Source organism: Paraburkholderia sp. RAU2J (assembly GCF_003634845.1).
GTDB classification, from domain to species: domain Bacteria; phylum Pseudomonadota; class Gammaproteobacteria; order Burkholderiales; family Burkholderiaceae; genus Paraburkholderia; species Paraburkholderia fynbosensis.
Genome location: NZ_RBXG01000002.1, coordinates 2267929 through 2284373, shown reverse-complemented (window position 1 = coordinate 2284373; position 16445 = coordinate 2267929). Strand labels below are relative to the sequence as shown.

Here is a 16445-nt window from a genome sequence, read left to right as displayed (position 1 = left end):
TCGAACGCATATCGTCAACGGAGACACAGGCAAATGACGCAAGTTTTGAGAGTGTGGCCCTTGCTCACCGCGATGCACCGGTACGACAAATCGGTATCGACGCGCAATCGCGGCGCAGGCACCGAGATCGACGCACCGATCCTCGCCTATCTGATCGAGACACGGCAGGGGCGCATCCTGTACGACGTCGGCTGCGACTATCGCAAGATCGCGGAGCCCGCGTTGCGCGAGCGTTACTACACGCAACGGGCAAGGCCGCTGCCCGTGCCGCAGATGACCGACGAGCAGCGCATTCCGGGCCATCTGGCGCGGCTCGGCCTGCTGCCTTCGGATGTCGACGTCGTCATGATCGGCCATCTGCACTTCGATCACGCGGGGGGCCTGTGCGACGTGTGCGGCTCGGACATTCACGTGCACGCGGATGAACTCGAAGCGGCGCGCGCGCAGGCGGACCTCGGCTACTTCCAGGACGACTTCGCGGGCGACTATCGCTGGCGGGTGCAACGGGACGAGTACGAGCTCGCGCCTGGTGTGCGTGCGATCAACACGCCGGGACACACGGCAGGACATATGTCGTTGTGGATCGAACTCCCGCAGGGCAAGCCCATCGTGCTCGCGGGCGATGCCGCCGACCTCACCGAAAACATCGACGACGAGATTGCGCCCGGGCTGTGCTGGAATGACCGTGAAGACATGGCGCTCGCCAGCATCCGCAAGCTCAAGGCGCTCGCACGCGAAACGGATGCCGCCATCTGGCCGAACCACGACATTGCGTTCTGGCGAACGCTGAGCAGAGGAACCGCATGGCACGCATGACTTCGCTGCCGTATGACGATCAGCCCGCTACCACGCCGCCCGTGCCGGAAACCTATCGCGGACTATGGCGCCGCACGCTGCTGACGACGGGAGACGGACGGATCGATCGCGAAACACGTGTGTTCTGGATGCAGACCGAGCGTTTGCACATCGATATCCGGGTGCCCGCCGCACGCGGTACGTTCGGCGCAGCATCGGCGCTTGCGGCGCTAACGCGTGAGCAATTGATCGAGCTGGCCGCGCAAATGGGCTTCGCGGGCGCGACGACGGTTGACGAGGCCGCCGTCGTGGTCGATCCCGCCGACGGCCGGCTCGACCGCTGCACGTGGCATCGGCAGATCGACTTCAGCCCGCCGAGCAACGCGCGCGATCTGGGGACCATGCGCTTCGAGACGCCGCATGTCGTGCTCGAAGACGGCATCGAAGCCGTGTATCACGAACGCTGGGAGCGCGATCCGGCTTCGCTTGGGTTGACGTGGGCGGTGCGGCTGTCGCGCGAAGCCGCGCATGCGGCGGGTTTGCTGGCCGACGATCTGGATGGCGCGGCGGGCGACGATGCGCCGTCGGTATTCATCGCGCGATGCGGCGATTTTTTCATGTTCGCGCGCAGCCGTTCGCCGCGAGCGCAGGCCGTGCTGGCGTCATACCGGGGCAAGCGCCTCGCCGAAGTCGTCCGCGACCCGGCGCTCGATATCGACGATGTACGGGCTTTGCTCGATTTTGAAATCTCGCTGGGGCGCGTACGCGGCAATGACGGCGCGCGCTGGACGATCGAACTTTCGACGTTGCCCTGGCGCGAAGGTCAGCCTGCATTCGCCGACGCCGTCAGCGCGGCCCTCGATCGGTTTCAGGCCGCGCCCGGGCAGGGCGCCGATCCGACCTGACGCATCACGCACTACTCAACACGGCCAGACAGGAGCTACGATGTCCACCACCGAACACGTGCTGAACCGGAAAATGCCGGCGGCAGAGAGGCCGCAGAAGCGCAGGCCACCTTCGTTATGGGCTGTGCGCGGCGAGATCAGCCGCTCCGCTTATCTGATGTTCGCGCTCGCGGGCCTGCTGGTGCCGTTACTCTCGTGGTGGGCGCTGGCGTCGGCCGGGCTGGTCGCGAAGGTGTTCATGCCGGGGCCGCTCGATGTCGTCCATCGGCTGTCGATCTGGTGGACCGACGACGGCCTGCTGACCGACATCGGCATCAGCATGTATCGCGTCTGCGCCGGATGGGCGCTTTCGGCGCTCGTCGCGGTGCCGCTCGGCCTGCTGATCGGCACGTTCAAGCCGATGCAGGCGCTGCTCGAACCGCTGACCGACTTCATCCGCTATATGCCCGCAGTCGCGTTCATTCCGCTCGTGATGTTGTGGGTCGGCATCGACGAAGGCTCGAAAATCGCGATCATCTTCATCGGCACGTTCTTTCAGATGGTGTTGATGATCGCGGAGAACGTGCGGTTCGTGCCGCTTGCGCAGGTCGAGGCCGCGCAGACGATGGGCGCTTCACGCGAGGAACTGGTGCGGCTCGTGATCTTCCCGTCGGCGAAGCCGGCGGTGCTCGATACGCTGCGTATCACGATGGGCTGGGCATGGACGTATCTGGTTGTCGCCGAACTGGTGGCCGCGAACACGGGGCTCGGGTATTCCATCCTCAAGGCCCAGCGCTATCTGCAGACCGACAAGATCTTCGCGGGCATTCTGCTGATCGGGCTGATCGGTCTCGTGATCGACCAGGCGTTTCGGCTTTCACACCGCCTGCTGTTCAGCAAATGGATGGCCAAACGATGAAATCCCCCATGAAAAAGATCGTCGTCGAAGGGCTGTGCAAGCAGTTCGGGCGCGGTACGAACCAGGTGCGGGCGCTCGCCGATATTGACCTGACGGTCCGCGAAAACGAGTTCGTCACGCTGGTCGGCGCGTCGGGTTGCGGTAAGTCGACACTGTTGCGCATTGTGGGCGGGCTGGAAACGATCGACAGCGGCTCGATACGCGTCGACGATCGCGAGATCGAAGGGCCGGGGGTCGATCGCGCGATGGTCTTTCAGAACTACAGTCTTTACGCATGGCTGACGGTCAGGCAGAACATCCGCTTTTCGCGCCTGCTGAAGGTCAACGGGCGCAACCGGACGCAGGCGGAGGTGGAAACGGCGAGTGGACGCGCCGATGCGCTGCTGCACTCGATGGGCTTGGCGCACGTCGCCGAGGCCTATCCGAACCAGTTGTCGGGCGGCATGCAGCAACGCGTCGCGATTGCACGCGCGCTGATGGGCAAGCCATCGATCCTGCTGATGGACGAGCCGTTCGGCGCGCTCGACGCGCAGACGCGTGAAGTCATGCACGACCTGATCCTGCATGTTCATGCGCTCGAGAAAACGACGCTCGTGTTCGTTACACACGACGTCGAGGAAGCGATCTATCTCGGGCACCGGGTGGTGCTGATGGCGCCGCGGCCCGGACGTATCGATTCGATCTACAACGTGCCGTTTTCCGCGAGGCGCGATCCGGAGATGAAGCTGTCGCCGGAGTTCATCGCGCTTAAGCGTGAGATCCTTGCGCGGATACGGCAGACGTCCGGCATGAAAACGGATCTGGAGACGCTGGAGCAGTTGACGCGCCAGTAATGGCTCGCCATGCCCCGGTATAGCGGACGTGCGAGTTTCGATTATTCGGAGAAAGTTGGGCTATTCGCTTTCGACGGCTTGACCCAACTAGTCTGTTGACGCGCCAGGATTCCCATCTTCTAGCTGCGGCTCAAGGCGCGGAGCCGCATCGTTTCGCCGAACGTCGACCTGCATGTCGACGATCGGTGTTGCGGTCATTGCTATGGCCACCGTGTCTGAGTCCGGCAGTAGCCCGGCAAATGCCGCGATACCGGTCAGGCATATAGCCACGAGAGCAACAGCGGCAGCGGCAATGATTGCATTGGTTCCAACCGACTTCGTTGCGGCTGCGTCGGAAAAGCGGCATGTCATGACTGTCTCCTCGAATGCATTGCTCAATGCAACGTCCATGCCGACCGGGGCAATTGGCGCGAACTGCCCGTAAGGCGGGGCTTTGCGCCGCCGCTGCCTGCATCGAACGCAAGGAGGGAGGGTGAGATGTTGGGTTCGGACGAACACATCGGAGTCATGCTGGCGCCCAGACCAACGTGTCGGTGAGAAAAGCGGCATTTCCTCTATTCCCAGCGGCCATACGGAGTGAACGTCGCCTGCACTTCATACGGCGAGTTGTTCGCTTGAATACGTCGCGCAACCCATCGTTCGATAAAGCCGTCTGGATGGCGGGCCGCGGTGACTGGACGTGGTTCCGGTCAGTGCTGTCTTGCATCACGACCTGCGGCAAGACACGCGGACCGCTTGCCATCACGTGAGGCACGTCCATAAGTCGACGGCGAACATTCCGCGATCTGTCGAGCAGCGATTTCGCGGGCGGTCGCACGCGTGACAGCTTTGTCAAGTCGAGGGCGCTGGACTTATCGATGCGGGTTAATCATCGCTCTTGTGAACTATGCATGACCCGTCGAGGGCCGGGCAGCGCGAACCGAAAAAACGGCACCGAACCGCGAGACTGAAACGAGGAACGGCAGCGCGTCTGGCCAATGCGTGAACACCGGGACACATGCTGAGTCACAATTGCTGACAGTTGAGTCGGGCGGTCTGTTCTACAGTACCGCTATGCACCCCGACCGCGTTGCATACAACCGAATCTGCAAGACTCTCTTGAAAAAACATTTTGACCTGCGCGCTCCGTTTGTTGCGAACGCCACTGGCTCCGATCCGGTCGGGCAGGATGGTGAGCGTCTGGCGGTGGGCGCGCCTCACTCTGTGAATCCGCTGTGCTCAGCTACTCTACCGCCGTCGCGATCCGGCGGACAGGATATCCGCAAGGTCACCCTCGCCGAGGTCGAACATCTGGAGGCCACCGGTGCGCTTACAGTGTGTCGTGTATTTCGGAGTTTCAGCTATGCAGCAAGCCTGCTTTTACATCGGGCTGATCTGGTGTATTACGCGACACTCCATCAGGACGGCGCGTTGTGGCGTGTCCTGACGATGGGCGAGCTGGAAAGCGCAGAGACCGCGTTTCGCCACTTCACGCAGCAAGCCACGCATCTGTCTGAGGAGGATATGCGCCGAACGCTCCTCGAAGCACAAAACGACCAATTGATCCGTCTGATTGAACAGGCGCAGACCCAGTCTGAACGGCTACGTATAGATCTGGAGAGCCATGCCGCCCAGGCACAGCTGGTTGCCCAACGGCAACAGCAGGCGCGCCGGGAGATTGCGCAGCTCGAGGCGCAGCGTGTGGCCGCCCAGGCTCAGTTGAATCGGCTGCGGCGCCAGATCCATCAGCTTGATCTGGCTGGCAATGAACGCTTTCCACGTCCGCCGATCCGTCAAATTCGAACCAACGCTGCTCCTGACTAGAAACATACTCTGCATGAACCGGACGTCGCTGATCGACGGATTCTCAAGGCTTTGTCTGGATGGGGTTGTTGCAAGGTGCCTGTGGGTTGGGTAAAAGCGCAAATCATAAAGTCAATCCAAATCATGCCGGACAAAACCGACCCGTGATCCCTTATCGCGTAAGGAGTCGAGCGCGGCGGTCGACTTTCTGGGGGCAGTTTTGTTCGCGCAGAACCGTCGAAACCAATATTGTCTGCGACAGAACAGATACCCGTCCGGACGAGACAGACTTGCTGCGGCTCATCGAGGACTATCTACGGTTACCGGGAGAGTCGACTCTATGGGCAGCACCATGAGCGCAATCTGCGATTTCCATCCGGAGTAGTGGGCAAGATGGCCGAGTGCACGAACCTATTCGCGCGCGTGGTCGCTGGAGCCACGCGTCTACGCCACCGCAGTCGGTCGCGGTGGCGTACGGTGTGACAGGCTAGCTGTCCGCCTGGCGCGGCTTACTGGTTGTGTTTTCAGTGCTCGCTCGGCCTGACGGCAGGGTCGCTTTCCACCACTTCATGGGTCGCTGCCCAGTACGGCTGCCGGTTGTAGTAGCTATACGTCGACTCACCCCACTTCGCATCTGCCATCGTCGGCCAGTGGTCCTTGTCGAAACCCGGCTCATCCTTGAGGCGCTGTGCCGTAATGTCGACGACGAAGCACTTCTCGTCTGTGTCGAGAGTCAATGCACTCCACGGGATGGCATGCAGGTTGGAACCCATTCCGAGGAAACCACCCTCTGAAAGTACTGCGTAGGCGATGCGTCCGTTTCGGACGTCAAGCATGATGTCTGAAATTTTTCCAACGTGTTCACCGTCAGAGGATATGACCTTGTTCCCATCGAGTGTTGCTGCGGCCATGATGTCCGGCCCCGGACCCTCGCCTATACCACTGCCGACAATGTCGGCTCCGCGCTGTGTGTCACCTTGCGGATTGATTGAGCCCATGATTCACCTCCTTCGAAAAAGGTACTCCAGGGCGCGCAAGCGGTGTTCCTGAACGGTCGGCCGCAGACGTGCGTCCCTTGCTTTCAAGATGACCCGAACCTAATCCTCAAGGCACGGGTTCGAAGGATGGGTTGTCGCTGCGCTGCGGCGGCCATAAAGATCGAAGGGCTCGGTTACTAAAATTGGCGACGAGCTTTAGAACAGGATTTCAAGAAGCGTTTCGCTTATTGGCATTCGGAAGGCGAATTAACAGGCCGCGGAAGTACTGTTCGTCAGCGTCCGCCCATTCTGCAGACGCTATGTTGACCGCCTTGAAAAACCCGAGCGCGCTGGGAAACTCCTGTGCAGCGCAGCGGCATTCGCGTGCTGGCGCGCGGCCCGTCTCCACACGGACGGGCCGCGGGACATCGACCGGAGGGTCGAGGCTTATCTGGAAGGGGCGCCAGCGAAGTCATTGTCGGGGGGCGGCGCGGACGGGTTGAATTTTGGGGGGCCGTTGGGCCAGCGGCAGGCCTCGATGTTTGGCATATCGCTACCGCCTGGTTGTATATATTTCGAAGCGCGCGGTGACCCCGCAGCTGAAAGGTACCGAGGTCCATCCCGTTGACATCAAGGATGGCGCTGCCCGACAGGCTTGCAGCTGGGTAACGCCTCCTTTTCCGTTGTAGCGGTTTGCTCGCCTCTACAGCGTGGGCAATCGCTCAAAGTGGTCAAAGCGGGCAAATGGCGGCTGCAGCTCCGCCACCTCAAGCTCGTCGACGAGTGCTGCGGACATGCCTTCGCTTAGCCAGGCGCACATGTTGGCGAGTTGCTCCGGCGAACCCTGCAGCATCACCTCCACCGAGCCGTCCATCCGGTTGCGTACCCAGCCGGTGACGCCAACGCACTGGGCCTGGCGTACGCAGGCTTCCCGATAGCCGATGCCCTGTACCTGGCCACGCACCTGCACCAGCCGAGTTTCAAGCATCCCATCCTGGTCGTGAGTTTCCACGCGTGTTGTCCTTGCAAAGTGTTGGCGCAGCTTCGCCTCTCAATGAAGTGGCCAGGCTGTAGTCGCATGCCTGCTCATTATCTCCCGTGGGCTTTTCGCGGAAATACCTGAAGAACGCGCTGCCCGGGAAATGCCGCTCTGGTACCGCAGCCGTGCTGCGCGACTGGATGCGTGTTCGAATGCAGCTACGTAACCGTCCAGCGGGATAGCTGCGTCCAGTGGTGCCCCTCCGTTAAAGTGGTGCCCCTTCATTGGCGATGCTCCGGCTCGGTCTTGCGAATCAGACTGACTTGCCCGTTGCGCTCAAGAATGGCGGCCTGCACGTCTTCAAGGTTAGCTGAATCAAGGTGCTGCCGCGCCGTCTCGAGGACATCCGCTCTTGTGATGTAGCCACTACATAGTCGAACGGCGAGCGTTGACCGAAGGAACGTCGGCCCGATATTCGGGATTTGGATGAGCGCGCCAAAGAAGACGGAGGTGGCGCGCGCGGCCGTTTGCGTCATCTGCCTGACGGCCCGATGACTGCAAGCGCGAACCTCTGGTAAAGACGCGAGAGCGCTCGCCGTGCGCCCGCAAACACCGGGCTTTTGGGAGATGTTCTCCGAACGGAGAGCAGTCGGAGCCGCAGGGCCGCTCCCTAACGGATCATCGTCTGGCTAAAATCGTCGCAAAAAAGCTGCTTCCCAGTTTCGCGGAGAAGCTTGGCTCAAAAATTCCCTAACGGTCCGTCAATCCACGCTCTATAACCGTATTTGCAGGGCGATTATTACGTGTCGAAGGGTCCACAAGATCCATTGACATTGCCAATGCGCACGCCAACTTGCGCCTCCCGTCCTCGGCCGGGCGCACTGCGCTCCGTATCTTCCCAACTACCTGGAAATGTGGCCTCGGGCGATTTTAGCCCGCAGACCCGAAGCGGGCTTCGCACGTCCCTAAATCCTGTGTGGATTTCAAATTCGGAGCACGCGAATAACGAATCGAATCAATCGAAAACTCAACGTAGATTAAGGAGCCAACGTGAAATCACCACTGATGGTCGCTTCAGCTGTCGGGTTGTTTGTCATGGCCGGGTTTGCGCATTCGCAAGGCGCGCCCCAAGCCACTCAAGGCGCCCCACAGGAAACCGCCGCGACTCAAGCTTCCGACCCCAGTGCGGGGATGGAGGCATATGGCGGCATGCCCGACACGAGGGTACAAAGCGGCGTAAAACATGCCAGACCGTGCAGGATAGACCCGCAATGCAACGTTTTTTTCGGAGGGAGCTAAAAGCGGACTGATGGTGCGCGGCCAGGAACGCAAAAGCGCTGGGTGCCGCATCGCGAAGGGGGCACGACATCCTTGGTCGGGCTTACCGAGTTTCCTTTCACGCTTTAAGGTTCGGGCGCGTCCTGACAGGGGAGGCGCCCCGACATGCGAAACGCGTGCCGGCTTCAAGAGCGGGTGGAATGGAGGTGACCACGAGAGTTTGGGCGCTCGGGCGTCTTGAGTTCGAAACAGACGCCACGGATCGCATGCGTCAGGACGTAGAGCTCGACTCGGGCCAAGGCGAACCTCTTTTCTCGTTACTCACATCCCCCTCAACGGGCGGCGCGGGCGTGACCGACGTTTCGACCGGACTTGTCTCCTCCTGGGCATCGTGCGACGGTTCGCCCGACGCGTACCCTTTTACCAGCAATCGACGAGTGGTGGCCGATGCTCCCCGTCGGTAATCTCGGCGTCAGCAAGCGTTTCTTCAGCGCATTCTCGAAGCGCCTTGACCGAGCCGTCGAGGTCCGCCCAGTCCTTCAGTGCCTCGGCACGAACGGCAGCTCGTGCGCCATTACAGGTCGTCGACGCTGACCTTCACCGCGTGGCTCACCGTTTTGAGGCGGCACTGGACAAGCGTTGCCAGCTGGCGCTCGTCGTACAGCTCGGCCATCTGGGCCATGAGCTCCGGAGAAACCGTATAGAAGGCCGGCTTGTTGTAATTGAGCACGGCCACAGGCCGGCCTTTACCTCTTCAACCACCTGTCCAGGGTTTTGCCTGAATTCCGAAATGCTGACGGACAGCAGGCTGTGGATGTTTTCCATGGCGGCACTAAACAGGTCATAATTTAGCGCCATTTTTCGCCATATTATTGGCTGCGAGCGCGGGGCACGCTGGCGTTCGGCAACATCACGGGCGTATTGGTCTTTCACGGCACGCCGGTACCGGTCATCGACATCACGCTAACGCAGTGGGAGCCACGTATCGAGGTGCTACGGGCGTCGTCATCACGCGCGCTGCTGCTGCGTGGATTCACATGAACTGGCCGTCTGCCGATATGGGCGCTACTGTTGTACGCGTTGCTGTACATCACATACCTCGTCGTGACGCTTACCCGCTAAAGGTCCATTTGCCATGGACTCATGTGGACGGCCGCCCGCAGGCCGACCACGCGAGCCGCAACGCCATGGTCGCGATGGAAGCAACTGCTACTGGATATCCACACCCTTGCTAACAAGTTCTGTGGCAACAAGGGGGATGCAACGGTGCGAACGGAAATGCAGTGTGACCTCATGAATTGACCCGACGAACAATGTGCGGAACTATCTTTTCGTTGGTGCCTTGACGTGCCGTTGCTTGTTAAGAGATGGCGTCCGCGCGAATGATACAGCCTCGTTAAACAGGTCCGCGAGTGCATCAAATGCAGGGCTGCCTGCGCCAAATGCCAGCCATTGACGCATCGGTGTCCGGTCGTATGGCTTGAAGTAAGAACAACCAGGCGTCTGCAGTAGCGCGGTGACGCGGTCTACAGGCAGCTTGAGTACTATCAAATCGCCGCATACACAGGCGGCCATCGTCGTACCTGCAAAAAAACCCGGGCATCCGAACATCGCTCGCTCGTGGATGTCGTCGTATTGAGCGGCCACCACTCGCAAGGAAGCGAGCGGGGTGTTGTGGTCTGGGTTCGGTTTTTGCACGCCGACTCTCAAGTATGAAGTCGCGAGTAGCGTCGCCCGACGCATGTTTGTTCTCACAAATCATAGGTCAAACCTTGCCGCCGTAACCCCCCGATTGTCACACCTGCCTAACTATACCCCTCTACCCTATATGGGATTCGTTTCTGACATATACTCCCCCACGGTATATGGAGGCCAATCATGAGTCACACTGTTCGCGAAAAACAGAAGCTTCTGAACAGAGTCCGTCGTATCAAAGGACAGGTCGAGGCCATCGAGCGAGCGCTTGAGGAAGAGCGCGGATGCAACGACGTCCTTCAGCAAATCACGAGCTGCAGGGGCGCGATGAACGGTCTGCTGGCAGTGGTGCTCGAGGACCACATCCGCACCCATCTGGTCGACGCAGAAGAAGCTGGCGACGGGCACGACGGGAGTGCAACGGAGCAGTTAATCGAAGTGGTCCACAGCTACTTCAAGTAGAGACAGGGATGAGCGCATTTGAAAACACCGCTTTCGGGGCGGGACACGACCACATCTTCCTGGGCGCAGCTCACGAAAGCAACGCGCGTAAGACGTGGGCCGTGATTGCGCTGTGCAGCGCGATGATGCTCATTGAAATCGGTGGCGGTAGCATGTTCGGGTCGCTGGCGCTTGTCGCCGACGGCCTGCATATGTCGACGCACGCGGGCGCGATGCTGATTGCGGCGCTGGCGTACACCTACGCTCGCAAGCACGCGACTGATCCGCGGTTTGTTTTCGGTACCGGCAAGCTCGGCGACCTGGCAGGGTTCACCAGCGCCATCGTGCTGGCGATGATTGCCCTGCTGATCGGCTACGAAGCCGTCTCGCGGTTCCTCGTGCCTGTGCCCGTTCACTTCGGCGAAGCGATTCCAATCGCGGTGGTCGGGCTACTCGTCAACATCGTCAGTGTCTGGTTGCTAAGCGGTGGCCATCACGGACATAGCCATGGTCATGGCCACGATGAGCATGCGCACGAAGACGAGGCTCAACGCGTATTCGCGCCATCAGGTGTTTTCGTTTTGTCCATCTTTGAAGATGGCGTGCCTCCAGTGTTCCGTATCATGCCTGAAACTTCGAATTCGAAGCTCGACGCGGCCGCTTTCTCTGTGACGACAATACGGCCCGATGGTACATGCCAGCCTTTCGCGCTTGCTGACCGGGGTGGCTACCTGGAGTCGAAAGAAGACATCCCCGAACCGCACGCGTTCAAGGCTATCGTCCGGCTGCCTGATGGCGAGCATGAAGTCGAATTCGAAGAGCACAAGCGCGACCATGACGATGTTCACGAAGCCGCCGTCCGTGACCACAACATCCGGTCTGCCTACATTCACGTGATGGCAGACGCGGCAGTCTCCGTGCTGGCCATCATTGGCCTCGTGCTGGCGCGCGCGTTTGGCTGGCTGTGGATGGACCCGCTTGCGGGTGTCATCGGCGCACTGGTGATTGCGAACTGGTCCTACGGTCTGATGCGCGACACAGGGGGAATTCTGCTCGACATGAACCCTGACCGGAAGATGGCTGACAACGTGCGTCACGTAATTGAGGACAATGGTGACAAGGTGCTCGACCTTCACGTGTGGCGCGTGGGTCCGGGTCACATGAGTGCTGTTGTATCGGTTGCGACCAGCGAATCGCAGCGCAACCCAGGCTTCTATCATGCGGCGCTCAAGCGCTTCAAAGGGTTGTCGCATGTGACAGTCGAGGTGAATCCTACCCGCGCGACGGCTTAAGCAATGGTAGTCAACTCACCGTGTATCGACCTGTGTCGAATTGACGGAAAATCCGGATTCTGCGTTGGATGTTTGCGCACACTCGACGAGATTCGCGGATGGAAAACGATGGCCGACCACAGAAGAAATCAGGTCATCAATGACAGGAATCGGCGCCAGGCGAAGCTCCAGCTTGATATCGACGACCATTAGCGGTGCCGACAACGCCAGTTGGGTTGAACGCCTTTTGAGTTTCCGTTTAAGCCACCCTCGAAGCGTCGAGCGCGTCGCGGTCGCCACGGGCTCGACAAAGGTACGATGGCGGCCCGCACACCTGGCTAATCGCGCCGGACCTGCTTACGAGACCCAACGGCATTCCTGCGTCCTTTTTCATTGCCGGCAGAACGGGCACGAAGGAAAGCCCACCCGTCCCGCGCTGCCACCGACAGTCGACGCCGTCAACGCGTCTCAGCCGAAGAGCAGAGTCGCGACCGCCGTAAGCATTACAACCGCCCAGGATGGACAGCGCCACCAAGTTAGCAATAGCAGAGCCGACAGCGCGAGGCAAAAGTCGGTGGCATTGTGAACGGCATTGGTCCAAACAGGGTCGTATAACGCAGCGAGCAGGATGCCTACCACCGCCGCGTTAATGCCTGCCATCGCTTTGCGCATTCTGTCAAACGACCTCAGCTTTCCCCACATCGGTAACGCCGCTCCTACCAGCAGGAAGGATGGCAGGAAGATTGCCACTGTCACCAGCACCGCGCCCGCCGCGCCGTTGGGACTGCCTTTGCTAACCGCGCCCAGGAAAGCGGCGAATGTGAACAATGGGCCGGGTATCGCCTGAGCCGCGCCATACCCCGCGAGAAACTCGTTAGCAGACACCCATCCAGTTGGCACTACCACAGCCTGAAGCAATGGCAGGACTACGTGGCCACCACCGAAAACGAGTGAGCCGACTCGGTAAAAGCTTGCGAAGAGGTCAAGCCAATGTGCGTGAGCGAGCTTCGCCGCCAGCGGAAGTCCGAACAAGAGACCCACGAACGCGACCAGACAGACGACAGCCTCGGTCCGTGTGCCGGGCATTCCTGAGAGTGATTCAGGGACATCGGTGGGCGTTTTCAGCAAGCATGCGCCGCAGATGGCGGCGAGAACAATCGCGACGATTTGCCCGGAAGTTGCACCCAAGGCGACAACCGATATCGCCGACATGGCTGCGAGTGTGGCTCGCCCCCTGTCTGGGCAAAGCGACCGCCCCATTGACCAGACCGCTTGAGCGACGACAGCCAGCGCGGCCAGCTTCAACCCATGCAGCAATCGCGATGAAACCGCATCAGCGAGATAAGCGAATCCATATCCAAAGGCGACAAGCATGATTGCAGATGGAAGAGTGAAGCCTAGCCATGCTGCAAGTGCGCCGGCAACGCCGCCGCGAAGGCGCCCGATTGCAATGCCGACCTGGCTACTTCCGGGGCCTGGCAAAAACTGGCACAGCGCGACGATATCGCTGTACGTGTGCTCATCTATCCACTGGCGCCTCTTCACGAACTCATCGCGAAAATACCCAAGATGGGCAGCGGGGCCGCCGAAGGAGGTTAGTCCGAGTCGAAGGAAAACAAGAAACAGTGTCCACGCCGACGAATGGCCGGTGAGGTCTGGGGACTTCCGAGTCACGGTGCTCGCTGAATTGTTTTGCATTGCGCTCATCAATTCCGGTAACGGCCGTCTGCAGGGCGAATTGAGCATCATGTTACCTGCGTCCGGACCACATCAGCCGCGCGCGTGCAGGTCGCCTCTCTGATATGACGGAGAGATGACCGAGAGGCCTTCGATTACATCAATTCAAGAGTACTTGAAATATTGAATTGATGCGGATATGATGTCTCACATGGACTCAAATCTCGTTGTCCGCGCCCTGAGCGCGCTTGCTCATGAATCGCGGCTCGCGATTTTCCGTTCACTCGTCGTTGCTGGCCCAGAAGGCATACCGGCCGGTGAGATTGCTCAGCAGATCGGGCTGTCGCCGTCCAGCTTGTCGTTCCATTTGAAGGACCTGGCGCACGCGGAACTGGTGAAAGCCCGCCAGGACGGCCGCTTCATCTTTTACTCGGCCAACTTCGATGCCATGAACGGCCTCATAGGCTTCCTGACGGAGAACTGCTGTGCCGGAGCCGGCTGCTCGCTGCCGGCATCGCCGCAATGTTGTGGAGACAAATCATGAAGCGCATGCACATCCACGTCGCCGTTGAAAACCTCGCGGACAGCGCGCGGTTTTATACCGCGATGTTTGGTGGGATTGAGCCAACTGTCTTGAAAGCCGACTACTGCAAATGGGAGCTGACCGACCCGAAGGTCAACTTCGCCATCTCGCAACGAGGCGCGAAGCCGGGTGTCGACCACCTCGGCATTCAGGTCGAGACGGACGAAGAACTCGCGGAAATGCGCAGCCGTTTTGCAAACGCGGAATTGCCGACGCTGGACCAGACGGCCACGACGTGCTGCTACGCAAAGTCGGACAAGTCCTGGACTATCGACCCGCAAGGCGTCGCCTGGGAGACGTTCCGGACGCTGGAGACTGCACCCATGTATGGTCAATCGCGGCATGACCCCGAACCCGCAGCATCGGCCGCCTGTTGCGCTCCAGCGCCCTCAACCATTGCTTTCCGGAGCCGCACGTGAGCGACCGCCAATACAACGTTCTTATCCTGTGCACAGGCAACAGCGCACGCAGCATCATGGCCGAAGCGTTGTTCAACGTGCTCGGTAAGGGACGATTTGCTGCCTACAGCGCAGGCAGCCACCCCGCCGGAAAGGTTCATTCTTTTGCTATCGAACGCTGTGAATCTATCGGTTACGACACGACAAGTGTGCGTAGCAAAAGCTGGGATGAGTTTTCCCTTCCGAGCGCACCACACATGGACTTCGTCATCACCGTCTGCGACCAGGCTGCGGGCGAGGTCTGCCCGATATGGCCGGGCACGCCGATGACCGCGCATTGGGGATTCGAGGACCCAGCCGCTTTCGAGGGTAACGATGAAGAGAAACGCAAGGTATTCGACAAGGTGTTCCGCCAAATCCTGAACCGCGTAGGTCAGTTTGTGAACCTGCCTCTACACGTTCTCGACCGCAATGCCATCCAGAACGAGTTGCGCGCGATTGGCAACAGGCCCGCAGAGGCAGCAAGTGAGCAGCGCTGAAAACGTAACGCCGGCCGGCCGCATTGCAGCCATCGGCTTCTTTGAACGCTACCTTACCGTGTGGGTAGCGCTGTGTATCGTCGGCGGCGTATTGCTCGGCCAGTGGTCACCGTCCGTGTTCGAATCCATCGGTCGTATGGAAGTGGCGCACGTCAACATCCCGGTGGGGGTGCTCATCTGGGTGATGATTATCCCGATGCTGGTCAAGATTGACTTCGGAGCGATGGCGCAGGTGAAAGGACACTGGCGCGGCATAGGAGTGACATTGTTTGTAAACTGGCTGGTGAAGCCGTTTTCGATGGCGCTGCTGGGCTGGATATTCGTACGGCACGTATTCGTCCCATATCTGCCGGCATCACAACTGGACAGCTATGTTGCAGGGCTGATTCTGCTCGCAGCCGCGCCGTGCACCGCAATGGTTTTCGTCTGGTCGCAGCTTTGCAAAGGCGACCCATACTTCACGCTGTCTCAGGTCGCGCTCAACGACGCCATTATGATTGTCGCGTTTGCGCCCATCGTTGCGCTCTTGCTAGGTTTGTCCGCTATCACCGTGCCTTGGGACACGCTGATTACGTCCGTCGGACTGTACATCATCATTCCGGTCGTCATCGCGCAACTGATGCGTCGAGTATTGCTTGCCCGAGGCAAGGCTCATTTTCAGCGGGTCGTATCGGCGCTCGGTCCGTATTCAATCTGCGCATTGCTTGGCACCCTGGTTTTGCTCTTCGCTTTTCAGGGGCAGGCCATCGTCAAAGAGCCGCTGATTATCGCCATGCTGGCGGTGCCCATCCTCATCCAGGTGTTCTTGAACTCCGGCTTGGCATACGTCCTGAACCGCCGGCTCGGGGTCGCTCACTGTGTGGCTGGCCCATCTAGTCTGATTGGCGCGAGCAACTTTTTCGAGCTGGCTGTCGCGACCGCAATCAGCCTGTTCGGTTTCCAGTCCGGTGCTGCGCTCGCGACGGTCGTTGGCGTGCTCATTGAAGTGCCCGTGATGCTGCTGGTCGTCGGTGTAGTCAACCGGTCGCAGCATTGGTATGAAGCACGTGCAAACCGGGGAAACACAAGATGAGCGTCACTATCTATCACAACCCCGCGTGCGGTACGTCACGCAATACGCTCGCGATGATTCGCAACGCGGGCATCGAGCCTGAAGTAATCGAGTATCTCGAACATCCTCCGACCCGCGAACAGCTCAAGAACACGATTTCTTCGGCCGGATTGACGGTCCGCGAAGCCATTCGCGAGAAGGGTACACCCCCCGCGGAACTGGGCCTCTCAGACGCGTCGCTCACATATGACCAGTTGCTGGACGCGATGCTCGCTCATTCGCAATCAGCCAAAGTTTCCCCAATAACACTGTTTTCAGTGCCATAGGTCGACCGCAGTTGCGC

The 16445-nt window shown here is 59.9% G+C and carries 19 protein-coding genes and 2 pseudogenes; 14 read left to right on the top strand and 7 right to left on the bottom strand.

Translation table 11 applies throughout. From position 1 onward, the window contains the following. Positions 1-33 precede the first annotated feature (33 nt). From B0G69_RS27710 to B0G69_RS27695, 4 genes are read left to right on the top strand one after another with little or no spacing between them, the layout of a single operon-like run. Positions 34-816: an N-acyl homoserine lactonase family protein gene (locus tag B0G69_RS27710; protein ID WP_121322867.1), complete on the top strand. Its 783-nt coding sequence runs from the start codon at positions 34-36 to the stop codon at positions 814-816. Next, the gene (locus B0G69_RS27705; protein ID WP_121322865.1) at positions 804-1700 is read left to right on the top strand and encodes a hypothetical protein; all 897 of its coding nucleotides are present in this window, start codon (positions 804-806) and stop codon (positions 1698-1700) included. The genes B0G69_RS27710 and B0G69_RS27705 overlap by 13 nt, the downstream gene beginning before the upstream one ends. A 40-nt stretch (positions 1701-1740) precedes the next feature. Beyond that, the gene (locus B0G69_RS27700) at positions 1741-2598 is read left to right on the top strand and encodes an ABC transporter permease (RefSeq protein WP_121322863.1); all 858 of its coding nucleotides are present in this window, start codon (positions 1741-1743) and stop codon (positions 2596-2598) included. A gap of 8 nt (positions 2599-2606) precedes the next feature. Continuing rightward, entirely contained in the window at positions 2607-3431 is an 825-nt protein-coding gene (locus B0G69_RS27695) for an ABC transporter ATP-binding protein (protein ID WP_241991487.1), read from the top strand. Positions 3432-3518: 87 nt separating this feature from the next. On the opposite strand, the gene B0G69_RS27690 is transcribed toward B0G69_RS27695, so the two are convergent. Further along, positions 3519-3809, bottom strand: coding sequence for a hypothetical protein (locus B0G69_RS27690; protein ID WP_199731359.1), 291 nt, complete (start codon positions 3807-3809; stop codon positions 3519-3521). 720 nt (positions 3810-4529) lie between these two features. On the opposite strand from B0G69_RS27690, the gene B0G69_RS27685 reads away from it, so the two are divergent. Next, entirely contained in the window at positions 4530-5234 is a 705-nt protein-coding gene (locus tag B0G69_RS27685) for a DUF2968 domain-containing protein (RefSeq protein ID WP_158608983.1), read from the top strand. 503 nt (positions 5235-5737) lie between these two features. Here B0G69_RS27685 and B0G69_RS27680 read toward each other — a convergent pair. The 4 genes from B0G69_RS27680 to B0G69_RS41115 all read right to left on the bottom strand — a co-directional run bounded on the left by B0G69_RS27680 (position 5738) and on the right by B0G69_RS41115 (position 9183). Continuing rightward, the gene (locus B0G69_RS27680) at positions 5738-6211 is read right to left on the bottom strand and encodes a PRC-barrel domain-containing protein (protein WP_121322857.1); all 474 of its coding nucleotides are present in this window, start codon (positions 6209-6211) and stop codon (positions 5738-5740) included. Positions 6212-6893: 682 nt separating this feature from the next. Next, entirely contained in the window at positions 6894-7178 is a 285-nt protein-coding gene (locus B0G69_RS27675) for an acylphosphatase (protein ID WP_121323923.1), read from the bottom strand. A gap of 272 nt (positions 7179-7450) precedes the next feature. Beyond that, positions 7451-7705, bottom strand: a complete 255-nt coding sequence (locus B0G69_RS27670; protein WP_241991486.1) for a hypothetical protein — start codon at positions 7703-7705, stop codon at positions 7451-7453. Positions 7706-9021: 1316 nt separating this feature from the next. Beyond that, a complete protein-coding gene (locus tag B0G69_RS41115; protein WP_158608982.1) occupies positions 9022-9183 on the bottom strand; it encodes a hypothetical protein in 162 nt (53 codons plus the stop codon). A gap of 137 nt (positions 9184-9320) precedes the next feature. Between B0G69_RS41115 and B0G69_RS43010 the strand changes: the two are divergent. After that, positions 9321-9569 (top strand): annotated as a pseudogene (locus B0G69_RS43010) (sodium:calcium antiporter); the annotation flags it as partial. 201 nt (positions 9570-9770) lie between these two features. On the opposite strand, the gene B0G69_RS27660 reads toward B0G69_RS43010, so the two are convergent. Next, a complete protein-coding gene (locus tag B0G69_RS27660) occupies positions 9771-10145 on the bottom strand; it encodes a TfoX/Sxy family protein (protein WP_158608981.1) in 375 nt (124 codons plus the stop codon). A gap of 180 nt (positions 10146-10325) precedes the next feature. Between B0G69_RS27660 and B0G69_RS27655 the strand changes: the two genes are divergently transcribed. The 3 genes from B0G69_RS27655 to B0G69_RS27645 are packed head-to-tail and all read left to right on the top strand — an operon-like array spanning position 10326 to position 12067. Continuing rightward, positions 10326-10604 (top strand): metal/formaldehyde-sensitive transcriptional repressor, encoded by a 279-nt coding sequence (locus B0G69_RS27655; RefSeq protein WP_121322850.1) that lies wholly within the window; start codon positions 10326-10328, stop codon positions 10602-10604. 8 nt (positions 10605-10612) lie between these two features. After that, a complete protein-coding gene (gene dmeF, locus B0G69_RS27650; RefSeq protein WP_121322848.1) occupies positions 10613-11875 on the top strand; it encodes a CDF family Co(II)/Ni(II) efflux transporter DmeF in 1263 nt (420 codons plus the stop codon). Positions 11876-11878: 3 nt separating this feature from the next. Then, complete coding sequence (locus tag B0G69_RS27645) at positions 11879-12067, top strand: DUF1289 domain-containing protein (protein ID WP_121322846.1); 189 nt, start codon at positions 11879-11881, stop codon at positions 12065-12067. Positions 12068-12322: 255 nt separating this feature from the next. Here the strand turns inward: B0G69_RS27645 and chrA are convergent, their stop codons facing one another. Further along, complete coding sequence (gene chrA / locus B0G69_RS27640) at positions 12323-13552, bottom strand: chromate efflux transporter (protein ID WP_121322844.1); 1230 nt, start codon at positions 13550-13552, stop codon at positions 12323-12325. A 190-nt stretch (positions 13553-13742) separates the two neighbouring features. Here chrA and B0G69_RS27635 point away from each other — a divergent pair, with 190 nt between their 5' ends. The 5 genes and pseudogenes from B0G69_RS27635 to B0G69_RS27615 all read left to right on the top strand — a co-directional run. Further along, positions 13743-14075, top strand: coding sequence for a metalloregulator ArsR/SmtB family transcription factor (locus B0G69_RS27635; protein WP_199731358.1), 333 nt, complete (start codon positions 13743-13745; stop codon positions 14073-14075). Next, on the top strand, positions 14072-14533 hold the full coding sequence (locus B0G69_RS27630) for an ArsI/CadI family heavy metal resistance metalloenzyme (RefSeq protein WP_121322842.1): 462 nt from the start codon (positions 14072-14074) through the stop codon (positions 14531-14533). The genes B0G69_RS27635 and B0G69_RS27630 overlap by 4 nt, the downstream gene beginning before the upstream one ends. Continuing rightward, positions 14530-15051 carry an arsenate reductase ArsC gene (locus B0G69_RS27625; RefSeq protein ID WP_121322840.1) on the top strand — a complete coding sequence of 174 codons (522 nt, stop codon included), beginning with the start codon at positions 14530-14532 and terminating at the stop codon, positions 15049-15051. Before B0G69_RS27630 ends, B0G69_RS27625 begins: the two co-directional genes overlap by 4 nt. Continuing rightward, entirely contained in the window at positions 15038-16123 is a 1086-nt protein-coding gene (gene arsB / locus B0G69_RS27620; RefSeq protein WP_121322838.1) for an ACR3 family arsenite efflux transporter, read from the top strand. Before B0G69_RS27625 ends, arsB begins: the two co-directional genes overlap by 14 nt. After that, a pseudogene (locus tag B0G69_RS27615) lies at positions 16120-16380 on the top strand (arsenate reductase family protein); the annotation flags it as partial. The gene arsB and the pseudogene B0G69_RS27615, both read left to right, overlap by 4 nt. Positions 16381-16445: the final 65 nt, after the last annotated feature.